The 15,319-nt window shown below is 67.4% G+C and carries 16 protein-coding genes; 7 read left to right on the plus strand and 9 right to left on the minus strand.

What is annotated here, in order from left to right:
* Positions 1-59: 59 nt before the first annotated feature.
* Positions 60-1,367, plus strand: coding sequence for a homogentisate 1,2-dioxygenase (gene hmgA / locus R1L06_RS01775; protein ID WP_317216770.1), 1,308 nt, complete (start codon positions 60-62; stop codon positions 1,365-1,367).
* A gap of 133 nt (positions 1,368-1,500) precedes the next feature.
* Here hmgA and R1L06_RS01780 read toward each other — a convergent pair whose 3' ends face one another.
* Positions 1,501-2,034 (minus strand): hypothetical protein, encoded by a 534-nt coding sequence (locus tag R1L06_RS01780; protein ID WP_317216771.1) that lies wholly within the window; start codon positions 2,032-2,034, stop codon positions 1,501-1,503.
* Between the two features lie 125 nt (positions 2,035-2,159).
* Between R1L06_RS01780 and R1L06_RS01785 the strand changes: the two genes are divergently transcribed.
* Both R1L06_RS01785 and R1L06_RS01790 read left to right on the plus strand, forming a co-directional pair.
* The gene (locus R1L06_RS01785) at positions 2,160-2,813 is read left to right on the plus strand and encodes a hypothetical protein (RefSeq protein ID WP_317216772.1); all 654 of its coding nucleotides are present in this window, start codon (positions 2,160-2,162) and stop codon (positions 2,811-2,813) included.
* 73 nt (positions 2,814-2,886) lie between these two features.
* Positions 2,887-3,852, plus strand: coding sequence for a sodium:calcium antiporter (locus R1L06_RS01790; protein ID WP_032127153.1), 966 nt, complete (start codon positions 2,887-2,889; stop codon positions 3,850-3,852).
* Between the two features lie 459 nt (positions 3,853-4,311).
* Here R1L06_RS01790 and R1L06_RS01795 read toward each other — a convergent pair whose 3' ends face one another.
* From R1L06_RS01795 to R1L06_RS01830, 8 genes are all read right to left on the minus strand, one after another.
* A complete protein-coding gene (locus R1L06_RS01795; protein WP_049401677.1) occupies positions 4,312-4,701 on the minus strand; it encodes a Na+/H+ antiporter subunit G in 390 nt (129 codons plus the stop codon).
* A complete protein-coding gene (locus R1L06_RS01800) occupies positions 4,698-4,982 on the minus strand; it encodes a K+/H+ antiporter subunit F (protein WP_005411334.1) in 285 nt (94 codons plus the stop codon). The genes R1L06_RS01795 and R1L06_RS01800 overlap by 4 nt, the downstream gene beginning before the upstream one ends.
* Positions 4,979-5,485: a Na+/H+ antiporter subunit E gene (locus tag R1L06_RS01805; protein ID WP_049401676.1), complete on the minus strand. Its 507-nt coding sequence runs from the start codon at positions 5,483-5,485 to the stop codon at positions 4,979-4,981. Before R1L06_RS01805 ends, R1L06_RS01800 begins: the two co-directional genes overlap by 4 nt.
* Positions 5,482-7,017 (minus strand): monovalent cation/H+ antiporter subunit D, encoded by a 1,536-nt coding sequence (locus R1L06_RS01810; RefSeq protein WP_049401675.1) that lies wholly within the window; start codon positions 7,015-7,017, stop codon positions 5,482-5,484. The genes R1L06_RS01805 and R1L06_RS01810 overlap by 4 nt, the downstream gene beginning before the upstream one ends.
* On the minus strand, positions 7,014-7,406 hold the full coding sequence (locus tag R1L06_RS01815; RefSeq protein ID WP_317216773.1) for a Na+/H+ antiporter subunit C: 393 nt from the start codon (positions 7,404-7,406) through the stop codon (positions 7,014-7,016). Before R1L06_RS01815 ends, R1L06_RS01810 begins: the two co-directional genes overlap by 4 nt.
* Positions 7,406-10,237, minus strand: coding sequence for a monovalent cation/H+ antiporter subunit A (locus R1L06_RS01820; protein WP_317216774.1), 2,832 nt, complete (start codon positions 10,235-10,237; stop codon positions 7,406-7,408). The genes R1L06_RS01815 and R1L06_RS01820 overlap by 1 nt, the downstream gene beginning before the upstream one ends.
* 332 nt (positions 10,238-10,569) lie before the next feature.
* Positions 10,570-11,055, minus strand: a complete 486-nt coding sequence (locus R1L06_RS01825; protein ID WP_317216775.1) for an Mpo1 family 2-hydroxy fatty acid dioxygenase — start codon at positions 11,053-11,055, stop codon at positions 10,570-10,572.
* Positions 11,056-11,427: 372 nt separating this feature from the next.
* Complete coding sequence (locus tag R1L06_RS01830) at positions 11,428-12,354, minus strand: phosphoribosylaminoimidazolesuccinocarboxamide synthase (RefSeq protein WP_317216776.1); 927 nt, start codon at positions 12,352-12,354, stop codon at positions 11,428-11,430.
* 141 nt (positions 12,355-12,495) lie between these two features.
* Between R1L06_RS01830 and R1L06_RS01835 the strand changes: the two genes are divergently transcribed.
* The 4 genes from R1L06_RS01835 (at position 12,496) to yegS (ending at position 15,308) form a co-directional block, all read left to right on the plus strand.
* Complete coding sequence (locus R1L06_RS01835; protein WP_005411327.1) at positions 12,496-12,825, plus strand: J domain-containing protein; 330 nt, start codon at positions 12,496-12,498, stop codon at positions 12,823-12,825.
* 30 nt (positions 12,826-12,855) lie between these two features.
* The gene (gene rpe, locus R1L06_RS01840; RefSeq protein WP_032127160.1) at positions 12,856-13,530 is read left to right on the plus strand and encodes a ribulose-phosphate 3-epimerase; all 675 of its coding nucleotides are present in this window, start codon (positions 12,856-12,858) and stop codon (positions 13,528-13,530) included.
* Between the two features lie 58 nt (positions 13,531-13,588).
* Positions 13,589-14,071 (plus strand): GNAT family N-acetyltransferase, encoded by a 483-nt coding sequence (locus R1L06_RS01845; protein ID WP_317216777.1) that lies wholly within the window; start codon positions 13,589-13,591, stop codon positions 14,069-14,071.
* 301 nt (positions 14,072-14,372) lie between these two features.
* The gene (gene yegS / locus R1L06_RS01850; RefSeq protein WP_032127162.1) at positions 14,373-15,308 is read left to right on the plus strand and encodes a lipid kinase YegS; all 936 of its coding nucleotides are present in this window, start codon (positions 14,373-14,375) and stop codon (positions 15,306-15,308) included.
* Positions 15,309-15,319: the final 11 nt, after the last annotated feature.

Genomic DNA, 15,319 nt, shown 5'->3' on the forward strand with positions numbered 1-15,319 from the left:
TAGAGCCGAGCCATGCTCGGCTGCTTTCCGTTCCGGTCTCGCCGTACCCAGGAGCCCCCATGTCCACCGCCATCACCGCCCGCGGCTACCAGTCCGGTTTCGGCAACGAATTCGCCACCGAGGCCGTCGCCGGCGCGCTGCCGGTCGGGCAGAACTCGCCACAGAGGGTGGCCCACGGCCTGTACGCCGAACAGTTGACCGGCACCGCCTTCACCGCGCCGCGTGGCAGCAACCGCCGCAGCTGGCTGTACCGGATCCGCCCGGCGGTGACCCATGGTGAATTCACGCCGTTCGCGCAGTCGCAGCTGCAGTGTGATTTCGGTGCTCAGCCGGCCTCGCCGAACCAGCTGCGCTGGAGCCCGCTGCCGCTGCCGGAACTGCCGACCGACTTCGTCGAGGGCCTGTACACGATGGGTGGCAACGGTTCGCCGGATGCGCATTCGGGCGTGGGCATCCATCTGTATGCGGCCAACCGTGACATGGTCGGCCGCTACTTCTACGACGCCGATGGCGAACTGCTGATCGTGCCGCAGCTGGGTGCGCTGCGCCTGCTGACCGAGCTGGGCGTGATCGAGATCGAGCCGCAGCAGATCGCGGTGATTCCGCGTGGCGTGCGGTTCCGCGTCGAACTGCCCGATGGCCCGAGCCGCGGTTACATCTGCGAGAACTACGGCGCGCTGCTGAAGCTGCCCGACCTCGGCCCGATCGGCTCCAACGGCCTGGCTAACCCGCGCGACTTCGAGACCCCGCACGCGGCGTTCGAGGATATCGATGGTGATTTCGAGCTGATCGCCAAGTTCGAGGGCCGCCTGTGGCGTGCGCCGATCGACCATTCGCCGCTGGACGTGGTGGCCTGGCATGGCAATTACGCGCCGTACCGCTACGACCTGCGCCGCTTCAACACCATCGGCTCGATCAGCCATGACCATCCGGACCCGTCGATCTTCCTGGTGCTGCATTCGCCCAGCGACACGCCGGGGACCAGCAACATGGACTTCGCGATCTTCCCGCCGCGCTGGCTGGTAGCACAGAACACCTTCCGTCCGCCGTGGTTCCATCGCAACATCGCCAGCGAGTTCATGGGCCTGGTGCATGGCGCCTACGATGCCAAGGCCGAAGGCTTCGTGCCCGGCGGCGCGTCGCTGCACAACTGCATGAGCGGCCACGGTCCGGATGCGCCGACCTTCGACAAGGCCTCCAATGCGGACCTGTCCAAGGCCGATGTGATCAAGGACACGATGGCTTTCATGTTCGAGACCCGCGCGGTGATCCGCCCGACCGCACAGGCGCTGGCCGCCGGCCATCGCCAGGGCGATTACCAGCAGTGCTGGAACGGCCTGCGCAACAACTTCCGGTCGTCCCGCTAGCTGGGTGGGTGCCGGCCTTGGTCGGCACGGATCCTGATCGTATCCACGCATGGCGTGGATCTACCGGAGAGCGGTCGGGATGTGGAGCCGTAGATCCACGCCATGCGTGGATGATTACCGTCGGAACCTGCGCTTACGCCACTTCGGCGAACGCGTCGCAATGCTCCAGCGGCAGCGCTTCCAGCAGGCGTTGGCGCACGCGCTGGCAGTAGCCCTCCGAGGTCAGCCCGGGCAGCATCTGCATCGCCGACTGCAGCCGCTGCAGCACCTCGTCTTCCGCACGCGCCTGCTGCAGGTCGCGGAACAGTGCTGCCGCCTGCGGGTGGCGCTGCATCTCCAGGATGCCCAGCACATAGATGCGCGCGGCCACCAGCGAGCGGCGGCGTTCGACCGCGGGTGCAGCAAGTGCTGCAGGTGCGGCTGCCGGCGGTGTGGGCACCGGCGCTACCGCGGTTGCGGGCGACGGTGCTGGGACGCCAGTGCTCAGGTACCCCGCCTGCACAAGCTGGATGACCATCGCAGGTGCGTCCTGGCCGAGCAGGCCGGTCAGGTCGGCAATGGTGCGCTGGCCGTCGCACAGGATCAGCAGCCGTCGCTGGCGCATGTCCAGCGGCGCGCGGTGGGCCTGCAGCGCGGTTCGGGCGAGATCGGTCTTGCGCGGTTGCATGGAAGGGACGGCCAGATCGGTGCTCGCCGAGCCTGAACGAAGGCGATGAAACCGCGATGACAATGCAGCGCCTGCACACAGGATGGGCTAGCGTGCAGCCACCTTCGTGCCAGGGAACCGCACCGATGAAGCACCTTCCGCTTGCTGGTCTGTTGCTCCTTTCGCTCACCGCCTGCGGCGGCCAGGACAAACAGGGGGCGGCCGGCAGCGGCAGCGATACCCCGGCCGAAACCGCCTCGGCGACGGGGCCCGCGCAGTCGACGGATCCTGATCTGGCAGCCCGTCCAGCCAATGACCGCCGCGAGGACAGTCCCGCGCACCTGGAGGGCTTCGCCGGCGCGAAGCTGGGCGCCGGCATCGCTGAGGTCCGCAGTGGCTTCGGCGCGCCGTTGCAGGGGCTGGGCACCGATGCCAGTGGCAAACCGCTGCCGGCCGACGACAGCAACGATGGCTGCTATTTCCTGCGACCGCAGAATGCCGAAGACCCGCACCTGATGATCGAGGGCCGCAAGCTGGTGCGCTACGACGTGCGCAGCGCCGACATCATCGCACCGGGCGGCGGCAAGGTCGGCATGACCCTGGGCGAGTTGCAGGTGCTGTACCCCGAGCGCGGTGACGTCGGCCCCGACAAGTACGACGAGAAGGCCCAGCACCTGCGCGTGCGTCCGGCGCAGGAGGGTGGGGCGGTGATCGACTTCGCGCTCGGTGCGGACGGTCGGGTCGGCGCGTGGCGGGTCGGGCAGACCCCGCAGGTCGATTATGTGGAAGGCTGTGGCTGATCCTTGATCCACGGCCCAGCCATGCGCGCGGGGCCAGCGTAGAATCGCGCCACGACCGCTGGGGGAGTGCTCGATGATCGCCATTGCCATTGCCTGGTTCCTGCTCGGCCTGCTGTTGCTGGCGCTGGGCGGGGACTCCATCGTCAAGGCCGTGTCCGGCCTGGCGCAACGCTTCGGGGCCAGTCCGTTCACGGCTGGCCTGTTGCTGCTCGGGGTGACCACTTCGCTGCCGGAACTGGCGGTCAACGCGCGCGCGCTGGCGGTCGGTCAGCCGGAGCTGGCGCTGGGCAACGCGGTGGGCAGCAGCATCGTCAACCTGGGCCTGACCCTGGCCGTGGCGGCCATGGCTGCGCCACTGCTGCTGCGCGCGCGCCTGCAGACGGTGCTGTGGTGGTCGCTGCTGGCGGCCGGCGTGCTGCTGATCCTGTTCGGTCTTGATGGTGGCCTGGCACGCTGGGAGGGCGGCGTGCTGCTGGCCGGCTTCATCGTGGTGCAGGTGCTGCTGCTGCGCCGTGGTCGCAGCGAGAGTGCGGAGGTGCAGGCAGCCATCGCCGAGTCCGCACTGAGCCGCACCAGCCTGCCGTTGAATGTACTGCGGGTGCTGATCGCCGCGCTGGCCCTGTACTGGGGCGCACGCCTGGTGGTGGGGGCCGCAGCGGACTTCGGTACTGCACTGGGTTGGACGCCGCTGCTGGTCGGTCTGCTGCCGGTCGCGATCGGTACCGCGCTGCCGGAGGTGGCAACCGCGATTGCTGCCGCACGCCGTGGTCATGGCGACATGGTGCTGGGCCACGTGCTGGGTTCCAGCGTGGTCAACCTGTTGCTGGTGATTGGTGCGATGGCCGTACTGCAGCCGCTGGCGCTGCCGGCCTCGTTCGTGCGCCTGGAACTGCCGGCGCTGCTGGCCTTCGCACTGGTGCTGTACCCCATGCTGCGCGGCGACCTGAAGATCAGCCGCGGCGAAGGCGCGATCCTGCTGGTCGCGTTCGCGGGCTGGTTCGTGCTGGAGCTGCTGCTGGTGGGTGCCCCGGCGTTGTAAATCCACGCCACGCGTGGATGCGGTTGGTTCCGTGCCGACCAAGGTCGGCACCTACCGGTCACCTCGCCGATGATGCGGTAGCTGCCAACCTCGGTTGGCACTCGGGGAAACAGAGCGCCGACCAAGGTCGGCCTCTACCCGGCATTGTGGTCGGTAGATCCACGCCACGCGTGGATGCGGTTGGCTCCGTGCCGACCAACGGTCGGCACCCACCGGTCAACCCACCGATGATCCGGTAGCTGCCAACCTTGGTTGGCACTCGGGGAAACAAAGCGCCGACCAAGGTCGGCCGCTACCGGGCATTGCAGTCGGTAGATCCAGGCCATGCGTGGATGCGGTTGGTTCCGTGGCGACCAACGGTCGGCACCCACCGGTCCACCCACCGATGATGCGGTAGCTGCCAACCTTGGTTGGCACTCAGGGAAACAAAGCGCCGACCAAGGTCGGCCTCTACCGGATTCACCGGTTCTGCGTGGTTTCTTCTTCCCGCACCGGTTCCGGCGGCGGCAGCTGCTCTTCAGCAGCCGGCTCGTTGCCGGGCAGGCTGGGGCGGGTTTCCATCAGCAGCGACAGCGCGGCCTTGGCCATCATGTGCGCGCTGATCGGTGCGGTGATGAACAGGAACACGGTGATCAGCAGCTCGCGCGGCTGCGGGTCCTGGCCGAGGAAGATGTGGTAGCACACCGAGCACACCAGCACGCAGCCCACGCCCAGCGTGCTCGCCTTGGTCGGTGCATGCAGGCGTTTGAAGAAGGTGGACAGCTTCACCAGCCCCAGTGCGCCGACCAGGATGAAGAAGCAGCCGAACAGCAGCAGGATCGACAGGCCGATCTGGATCGCGGTGATCATTCGACGATATCCCGGCGCAGCACGAACTTGCTCAGCACCACGGTGCTGCCGAAGCCCAGCATGGCGATGATCAGCGCCGCCTCGAAGTAGATCGGCGAGTTGAGGTACATGCCGAACAGCATCAGCTCGGCAATCGCGGTCACCGACAGCGTGTCCAGCGCGAGGATGCGGTCGGGCACGGTCGGCCCGCGCAGCAGGCGCCAGGTGGCCAGCAGCATGGCCAGGCCGACCACGTGCATGCACACCACCAGGGTGGTCTGGATGACTTCAAAACCGGTCATGGGAAGATCTCCATCAACGGCGCCTCGTAACGGCGCTTGATCGTATCGATCAGGTCCTGTGGATCCTCCAGGTGCAGCACATGCACCAGCAGGAACTTGCGGTCGTCACTGAGCGCGGCCGAGACCGTGCCCGGGGTCAGCGTGATCATGCTGGTCAGCGCGGCGATGCCGTGGATGTTGGCAATGTCCAGCGGCAGCCAGATGAAGCCCGGATGGATGTTTTTCTCCGGGCCCAGCACCTGCACGGCGACGCGGATGTTGGACATCAGGATGTCCCACAGGGTCACGCACAGCAGCTTGGGCAGCGGGCGCAGGGTACCGATGCGGGCGAACTCGCGGTCCAGGCGCGCGGCGAACAGCGGCACCACCACGCCCAGCACCAGCCCCAGCACGAACTGGCCGAGGGTGAAGCTGTCGGACATCAGCAGCCAGAACGCCACCACCATGATGCTGAGCATCGGCGAGGGAATGACGCGGCGGAACAGGGAACGCTGGGCGGTCATGGCTGGCGGATCTCCGGCGTGGTCGCGCGCAACTGCTGCACGTACTCGCTGGGGTGCAGCAGCTGTGCGGCGGTGGCGTCGGTGTAGCGCATCAGTGGCGCGGCGGCCAGTGTCATGCCGATGCCGTAGGCCAGCAGGATGCAGGCCGCGTACAGCTCGACCCGGCGCAGGCGTGCCTTGCGCGGCTTCGGTGCATCGGCCTCGACCGGCGGCACGCGCCAGAACAGGCGGATGCCGCCTCGGGTCAGGCCCATGATCACCAGCAGGCTGCTCACCAGCACCGCCGTCCACACCGGGGCGGTGTACTGCGCCGGCATGCCGGCCAGCAGTGCGGCCTTGGCCAGGAAGCCGGACAGCGGCGGCAGGCCGGCCACGGACACCGCGCCGATCAGGAACAGCACCGCCGGCGTTTCCTTGCCCGGCATCGGCGCGACCACTTCCTTGCGGTCGCTGGCGCCACCGCGGCGGCGGCGGATCAGGTCGGCAATCAGGAACAGTGCGGCGGCGACGAAGCTGCTGTGCGGCAGGTAGTACAGGCCGGCGGACAGCACCTGCGGCGTGCCTACCGAGAAGGCGATGAACAGCGTGGCTGCCGAGACGATCACCAGATACGAGATCAGCACGCGCAGGCGGGTCGCGGCCAGCGCACCGAGGCCGCCCAGCACCAGCGTTGCCACGCCGGCCCACAGCAGCCAGTCGCGGCCATAGCCGGCCATCGCACCGGCATCGTCGCCGAACCACAGCATCTGGATGCGCAGCACCGAGTACAGGCCGACCTTGGTCATGATCGCGAACAGGGCGGCCACGGCGGCCGGTGCGCGCGAATAGGCTTCCGGCAGCCACAGGTACAGCGGCATCAGCGCAGCCTTGGCGCAGAACACCAGCAGCAATAGGCCCATCGTGGCCTTTACCAGGGTCAGCTGCGCCGGCGGCACCTCGGCAATGCGCTGCGACAGCTCGGCCATGTTCAGCGAGCCCAGCGAGGCGTACAGCAGGCCCAGTGCGATCAGGAACAGGGTCGAGGCGGTGACGTTGAACACCACGTAGTGCAGGCCAATGCGCATGCGCAGGCCGCGGCCGCCACTGAGCAGCAGGCCGTAGGAGGCGATCAGCATCACCTCGAAGAACACGAACAGGTTGAAGATGTCGCCGGTCAGGAACGCGCCATTCAGGCCGACCAGCTGGAACTGGAACAGTGCATGGAAGTGCGGTGCGCGCCGGTCCCAGCCCGAGCAGGCATGCAGCAGGCAGGGAATGGCCAGCAGCAGGGTGGTCAGCAGCATCCACGCCGACAGCCGGTCGGCCACCAGCGCGATGCCCAGACGCGACGGCCAGTCGCCGAGCAGGTAGACGTTGATCTCACCAGTGGCGGTGGCGGCAAACAGCAGGCCCACCGCCAGCGCCAGCGCCGACAGCGCAGTCCAGGCCACCGCGCGCTGCACCTTGGGGCCATAGCGGCGGTGTTCGACGAACAGCGACAGTGCAGCACCCAGCAGCGGAATCAGGATGGGCAGGATCACCAGGTGGTTCATGCGCGGTCCTCGCCCTGGCGCGGCGGCATGCGCTCATCCCGCAGGTCGTCATCCGGCTGGTGGGCGTCCACATGATCGCTGTGGTTGTCGCTGCGGCTGCGCATGGCCAGCACGATGCTGACCGCGGTCATCGCGAAGGCGATCACGATCGCGGTCAGCACCAGCGCCTGTGGCAGCGGATCGGTGTAGTTGCCCAGGTGACTGTCCACGCCTTCCTGCAGCACCGGTGCCTTGCCCAGCACCACGCGGCCACCGGCGAAGATCAGCAGGTTGGTGGCGTAGGACAGGAAGGTCATGCCCAGGATCACATCGAAGCTGCGCGCGCGCAGCAGCAGGTAGACGCCGATGGCGGTCAGCACGCCGATCGCGGAGGCCAGGGCCAGTTCCATCAGTGCATCTCCCCGGTACGTGCCGAGCGGCGTTGCAGGTCGATCTCGCCCTTGCGCGCGGTGCGGGTACGAGAGGGTTTCACGGTGGCCATCATCGACAGCATCAGCATCGCGCCACCGAACACCACCAGGTACACGCCGATATCGAAGCCGATCGCGCTGGCCAGCGGTACCTCGCCGATCAGCGGCAGGTGCAGGTCGAGGTGGCCGCTGGTCAGGAACGGCACGCCGAACAGCATCGACGCACTGCCGCTGAGGATGGCGATCAGCAGGCCCATGCCGATGCAACGGATGTAGTCGAAGCCGAAGCGCGATTCCACCGATGCGGTGCCCTGGATCACGTACTGGATCAGCAGCGGCACGGCCAGCACCAGGCCGGCGATGAAGCCACCGCCGGGCGCGTTGTGGCCGCGCAGGAACAGGAAGATCGACACGGTCAGGGTCAGCGGGAACATGATCTGGGCCAGGTCGGCTGGCACCGGCAGCTTGATCGGCGGGCCGGGCATGATCTGCTCCGGTGCCATCCGCGTGCGTCGCAGCAGTGCGTGCACCACCAGCGCGGCAATGCCGAACACGGTGATCTCGCCGAAGGTATCGAAGCCGCGGAAGTCGACAAGGATCACGTTGACCACATTCTGGCCGTAGGCCTCGGGCAGGGCGCGGGCGAGCAGCTCGCCGGCCACGGTGTTCGGCGGCAGGGTCATCGCGGTGTAGGCCAGCGCACCCAGGCCGGCACCGGCGATGATCGCGATCACCGCATCGCGGCGCTTGCGCCAGCGCGGGCGCTCCGGCCCGGACTGCGCGGGCAGGTAGTTCATGCCAAGCAGCATCAGCACCAGGGTCACCATCTCCACCAGCAGCTGGGTCAGCGCCAGGTCCGGTGCGGACAGGAACACGAAGGTCAGCGCCACCATCAGGCCGACGCCGCCGACCAGCAGCACCGCCAGCAGGCGCTGCTTGTAGACACGGAGGGTGGCAACGGCGCAGGCCATCATCACCAGCCACAGCACCCAGCCCAGCAGCGGGATCGGCTGCGGCGCGGTCCAGTTCGGCGAGGCCGGGTTGGCCACGAACGGCGCGGCGGCGACCGCGATCGCCACCAGCACCAGGCCCAGCAGCATGCGCTGCAGGCTGCCATTGGCGATGCCGTTGGTCAGGCGCATGGCCAGCGCGGAAAGGGCATCCAGCTGCGCATGGAACACGTTGCGGCCGGTGGTGCGGGTTTCCACCCCGTGCAGGTTGATCAGCTTGCGCAGGCCAAAGTACAGCGCCACGCCACCGACCACGCCGATCGCGCTCATCGCCAGCGGCAGGTTGAAGCCGTGCCACACCGCCAGGCTGTATTCGGGCATGGCGTTGCCGAGGATCGAGGCCGCAGCGGCATGCAGCACCGGCGCCACGGTCAGTGCCGGGGCGATGCCCACCGCCACGCAGATCACCACCAGCAGTTCCACCGGCACCTTCATCCAGCGCGGCGGCTCATGCGGCACGCGGTCGAGGTCGTGCGGGCCGGGGCCGAAGAAGGTGTCGTGCACGAAGCGCAGGCTGTAGGCCACGCCGAACACACCGGCCAGCAGCGCCGCGATCGATACGGCCGTGCGCATCGCGCCCGGGCCGCCACCGGCGGTCAGCGCTTCGGCGAACAGCATTTCCTTGGACAGGAAACCGTTGAGCAACGGGATGCCGGCCATCGCCAGCGAGGCGATGATCGCCAGCGCGCTGGTGAATGGCATCAGTTTGCGCAGGCCACCCAGCTTGCGCATGTCACGGGTGCCGGTTTCGTGGTCGATGATGCCGGCGGCCATGAACAGCGAGGCCTTGAAGGTGGCGTGGTTGAGGATGTGGAACACGCCGGCCACCACCGCCATCGGCGTGGACAGGCCGAACAGCAGGGTGATCAGGCCCAGGTGGGAAATGGTCGAGTACGCCAGCAGGCCTTTCAGGTCGTGCTGGAAGATCGCATTCCAGGCACCGATCAGCAGGGTCAGCGCGCCGATGCCGCTGACCGTGTAGAAGAACAGGTCGCTGCCGGCCAGTGCCGGGTGCAGCCGCGCCAGCAGGAACACACCGGCCTTCACCATGGTGGCCGAGTGCAGGTAGGCAGAGACCGGGGTCGGCGCCGCCATCGCGTGCGGCAGCCAGAAGTGGAACGGGAACTGCGCGCTCTTGGTGAAGATGCCGGCCAGCACCAGGAACAGTGCGTACGGGTACAGCGCGCTGGCGCGGATCTGCTCGCCGGCGGCCAGCACCACGTCCAGGTCGAAGCTGCCGACGATGCGGCCGATCAGCAGCACGCCACCGAGCAGGGCCAGGCCACCGCCGCCGGTGATCACCAGCGCCATGCGTGCGCCTTCGCGGGCGTCCTGGCGGTGCGACCAGAAGCCGATCAGCAGGAACGAGCTGATGCTGGTCATTTCCCAGAAAATCATCAGCAACAGCAGGTTGCCCGACAGCACCATGCCCAGCATGGCGCCCATGAACAGCAGCAGGTAGCAGTAGAAGCGGTGGGCGTTGTCCTGCTGGCTCAGGTAGTAGCGCGCATACAGCACCACCAGCGCGCCGATGCCGAGCACCAGCCCGGCGAACATCCAGGCCAGCCCGTCCAGGCGCAGGGTGAAGTCCAGACCGATCTGCGGCAGCCAAGGGACCATCGTCCGCACGACCTGGCCGTCGAGCACCGACGGGGTCAGCCAGCCGAGGATGGCCAGTCCGCCCAACGGCGCCAGCGCCGCCAGCCAGGCAGCAGTCGAGCGCGAACTACGGGGGAAGGCCGCAACAGCCGCTGCCATCAGGAACGGCAGGGCCAGCAGCAGGGGCAGGCTGGGGAGCATGCAGGGAATCCATGATTCACGAGCAGGTCAGGGAGGATAACAGGCTGCGAAATGTCGCCGAAACCCATCGAACAGCGATCAATTGCATGTAACGTCCGCTGATTCATTTTTTCTGCAGCGCAGCATCACGTTGCTGCGGTCCCTCCCCGGTTGCCCTCGGGGGACACCCTACGCCCACGCAGGGAGACCGCAGGCCCTGTCGCACAGGGGCTGCCGTCGACGGGCGGGCGATGGGGAACGGATCACCGGTGCAGGCTGGCAGGGCCGTCGTGGAGTGCGGGTGACGGAATCTGCCCGTTCAGGAAACGAAGGCGCGGTCGGCCACGGGCAGGTCAGTAGCGCCAGTCGAGCTTGCGGTAGAACTTGGCCATCACCCAGGCCGGGCCGATCAGCAGGTAGGTCAGGTCGGTCAGGAAGCTGGGCTTGCGTCCCTCGAACTTGTGACCGATGAACTGCGCGATCCAGGCCACCACGAATACGCCCACCGCCAGCCAGAACAGGTTGTGCAGGCCGATCTCGGCCTCCAGCAGCCTGCACAGGCAGCCGAACACGAAGAACTGGATGAGCATGCCGATGCCCAGCGGGCGCGACAGCTTGTTGTAGAAGCACCAGGCGCTGAACATCGCGAACGCCGACCAGATGCCGTACTGGAACCAGGTGATCAGCGGCGGCAGGCACCACAGCAGGGCCACCACCGACCACAGGATCGCCGGCACCGCCACCACGTGGATGCGCTGGTTGATCTGATTGCGGTGGTCGTCGGAGTAGCTGGCGAAATAGCGGTCGATCGGCCGCGCAAGCTCGGTGGATGTCTGCATGCTGCGTTGCTTCCTCGGACAACGGTAGTGCCGGCCGCTGGCCGGCAATCCAGAGCATAGCCGAGTTCGCGAGGTTGCCGGCCAGCGGCCTGCACTAGCCCCAGGCAACCGTCAGTGGAGCCAGGCCATGCCTGGCTGCAGGCTTGCGAGGTTGCCGGCCAGCGGCCGGCACTACCCCAGGCAACCGGCAGTAGAGCCAGGCCATGCCTGGCTGCAGGTTCGCGAGGCTGCCGGCCAGCGGCCGGCACCACCCCAGGCAACCGGCAGTAGAGCCAGGCCATGCCTGGCTGCAGGTTCGCGAGGTTGCCGGCCAGCGGCCGGCACTACCGCATTCAGAACGCCCCCGCCTTTCCGGCCGGGGGCGCAGGCGGATCAGTCGACGCTGATCCCGGCCAGGCGCTGCAGCGCCTCGGCGTACTTGGCGCGGGTGCGCTCGATGATCTCGGCCGGGATGCTCGGGCCCGGGGCGGTCTTGCCCCAGTCCAGCGTCTCCAGGTAATCGCGCACGAACTGCTTGTCGTAACTCGGCGGGCTGGTGCCCACTTCGTACTCGTCGGCCGGCCAGTAACGCGAGGAATCCGGCGTCAGCATCTCGTCCATGATGTACAGGCGGCCATCGGCGTCGGTACCGAACTCGAACTTGGTATCGGCCAGGATGATGCCGCGCTCGCGGGCGTATTCGGCGGCGAACTTGTAGATGCGCAGGGTGGCATCGCGCACGCGCTCGGCCATCTCGGCACCGACCTGCTTCACCATCGCATCGAAATCGATGTTCTCGTCATGGTCGCCCACGGCGGCCTTGGTCGAAGGGGTGAAGATCGGCTCGGGCAGCTGCTCGGCCTGGCGCAGGCCGTCGGGCAGGTCGATGCCGCTGACCTTGCCGGTGCGCTGGTAGTCCTTCCAGCCGCTGCCGATCAGGTAGCCGCGGGCGATCGCTTCCACCGGCACCGGCTTCAGCTTGCGGGTGACCACCGCGCGCTTGGCGTACAGGGCCGGGTCCACGCCTTCGGGCAGCGCGCTGGCCACGTCGATGCCGGTCAGGTGGTTGGGCATCAGGTGCGCGGTCTTGGCGAACCAGAAGTTGGAGACCTGGCAGAGCATCTCGCCCTTGCCCGGGATCGGGTCGGGCAGGACCACGTCGAACGCCGACAGGCGATCGGTGGCCACCATCAGCAGGTAGTCGCCCGGCGGGGTCCCTGCAGGCAGCCGCTCGCGCGGGATATCGAACACATCACGCACCTTGCCGCGATGGCGCAAGGGCAGGCCGGGGAGATCGGATTGCAACAGCGTGGTTGGCACGGGCACTCCTGGGGCGTTGTCGATACGGCTGCCCAGCGGACCCGGCGGGCCCGCTGACCAGCGGGCGGCCTAGTGTAAAGCGGTCCGGGCCCGCTGTGACGTAAAATGAGCGTCCATTTCGTCGGCCGACCCCGGAGCGCCATGCGCTGGTACGGAAAACTGCTCGGATTCATCGCCGGCGCCCTGCTGTTCCGGCCCAATCCGCTGTTTGGCGCGGTGGTCGGCCTGTTGATCGGCCACGCCTTCGATTCGGACTGGTTCCGCCTGAACAAGGAGAACCCGTACCGGGAGCTGGGGCTGACCTCCGAGGCCACCGATGCCGAGGTCGAGCGCGCCTACCGCAAGCTGATTTCCCAGTACCACCCCGACAAGCTCGGCGGCGCGGCCCCCGAGCTGCAGCAGCAGGCCGAGCAGAAGTCGCGGCGGATCAACGCCGCCTACGACCGCATCAAGACCCTGCGCAAGCGCTGACCCTCTTTCCTACCGTTGCAAGGCCCGGCCATGTCCAACTGCCTCATCGCCCCCTCCATCCTGTCCGCCAACTTCGCCCGCCTCGGCGAGGAAGTCGACAACGTCCTCGCCGCCGGCGCGGACTGGGTCCACTTCGATGTGATGGACAACCACTACGTGCCGAACCTGACCATCGGCCCGATGGTCTGCCAGGCGCTGCGCAAGCACGGCGTCACCGCGCCGATCGACGTGCACCTGATGGTCGAGCCGGTGGACCGCATCATCCCGGACTTCGCCGAAGCCGGTGCCACCTACATCAGCTTCCACCCGGAAGCGAGCCGCCACGTGCACCGCACCATCCAGCTGATCCGCTCGCTGGGCTGCAAGCCGGGCATCGTGCTCAATCCGGCCACCCCGGTGGACATCCTCGACTGGGTACTGGACGACCTGGATCTGGTGCTGCTGATGTCGGTCAACCCGGGCTTTGGCGGCCAGGCCTTCATTCCCTCGGCGCTGGACAAGCTGCGCGTGGTGCGCAAGATGATCGATGCCAGCGGCAAGGACATCCGCCTGGAGATCGACGGCGGCGTGAAGGCCGACAACATCGGCGAGATCGCCGCCGCCGGCGCCGACACCTTCGTTGCCGGTTCGGCCATCTTCAACGCCAAGACCAGCTACCAGGACGTGATCGCGCAGATGCGCGCGAACGTCGCTGCGGCACGCTGACAAAAAGGGGACGGAGGGGATTAAGCTCGCTTGATCTCCTCCGTCCCCTTTTCCGCCCATGGCACTGTTGAACATCCGCTCGGCCACCGTGGCCGACGCCGGCCTGATCCTGCATTTCATCCGCGAACTGGCCATCTACGAGAAGGCCGAGCATTCGGTGCAGACCGATGAGATCGGCATCGCCGAGAGCTTGTTCGGTGCCGATGCCACGGCGCGCGCGCTGATCTGCGAAGCCGACGGCGAGCCCATTGGTTACGCCGTGTATTTCTACAACTACTCCACCTGGTTGGGCCACAAGGGCATCTACCTGGAAGACCTGTATGTCAGCCAGGAAAAGCGCGGCGCAGGCGCCGGCAAGGCGCTGCTGAAGTACATCGCACGCCAGGCCGTGGCCGAGGGTTGCGGTCGTTTCGAATGGTCGGTGCTGGACTGGAATACCCCGGCCATCGAGTTCTACACCGCCGCTGGCGCCACGCCGCAGGACGAGTGGACCGTGTACCGGCTGCAGGGCCAGGCATTGCACGATTTCGCCAACGGCTGAGGCGAAGTGCATCCACGCATGGCGTGGATCTACCCACCGGGTGGGTGCGAACCGCAACCCGGTGTGTGCGATCCGCAGCCTGGTGGGTGCGAACCTTGGTTCGCACTCCCTACGCACCAAAAAAAAGCCACGCCAATCACTGGCGTGGCCTCGCTGCATGCGTGGGAGGCTGATCCTGCCTCCATCCGTCGTCCCTGCTATGGCCTTCCATTCTCCAGCAGCTGAATGACACCTGCGTGACATTCACTGCGGACAAACGGCGCATTGCTAGCCTGTGCCACCCACGTCCTGGAAGCACCGCATGACCACCCCGCGCTGGCGCCTGATCCTCAACGGAAAATCCGCAGGCAATGACGAGCTGCGCGACGCGGTCGGTCATTGGCGTGGGCAGGGCGTGCAGCTGGAAGTGCGGGTGACCTGGGAAGACGGTGACGCCGAACGCTACGTGGCCGAGGCGATCGATCATGGCGTGGACGTGATCGTGGCCGCCGGTGGCGACGGCACGCTCAGCGCGGTGGCCGAGACACTGGCGCATCGTGAGGAGCCGGCAGATGCGTTGCCCTCGCTGGCGCTGATCCCGATGGGCACCGCCAACGACTTCGCGACTGCGGCCGGCATCCCGACCGAGCCGAAGGCGGCCTTGGCCTTGATCGGGCAGGCCACGCCGCATGCCATCGATCTGCTGCGCGTGGACGCCGATGGCACGCAATGGTGGTGCGCCAACCTCGCCAGCGGTGGCTTCGGCACGCAGGTGACGGTGGAGACCGATGCCGGCCTGAAGAAAATGCTGGGCGGGCTGGCCTACGTGATCACCGGCATTGCCAAGCTGGGGCGGATCGAGCCGATCCATGCGCGCCTGTCGGGCCCGGATTTCGCGTGGGAAGGCGACTTCATCGCGCTCGGCATCGGCAATGGCCGCCAGGCCGGTGGTGGCCAGCAATTGTGCCCGCAGGCGCTGATCGATGATGGGCAGCTGGACGTGACGGTGCTTCCGGAGCTGGAAGGTGAAGTCACCGCCACGCTCGGCCAGATGCTGAAGTCGGGCACCCAGGCCGCACTGGAACAGCTGGCAACGCGCGCGCGCCTGCCGTGGCTGCAGGTGGAATCCGAGCGTCCGTTGACGCTCAACCTGGACGGCGAACCGGTACAGGCGCGCCAGTTCCGCATCGCGTGCGTGCCGGGCAGGGTGCGCATGCACCTGCCCGTGGGCTGTGCACTGTTGTCCGAGCCGCGCTGAGCCGGACCGGA

The sequence above is a fragment of the Stenotrophomonas mexicanensis genome (assembly GCF_032911605.1).
GTDB lineage: Bacteria > Pseudomonadota > Gammaproteobacteria > Xanthomonadales > Xanthomonadaceae > Stenotrophomonas > Stenotrophomonas maltophilia_A.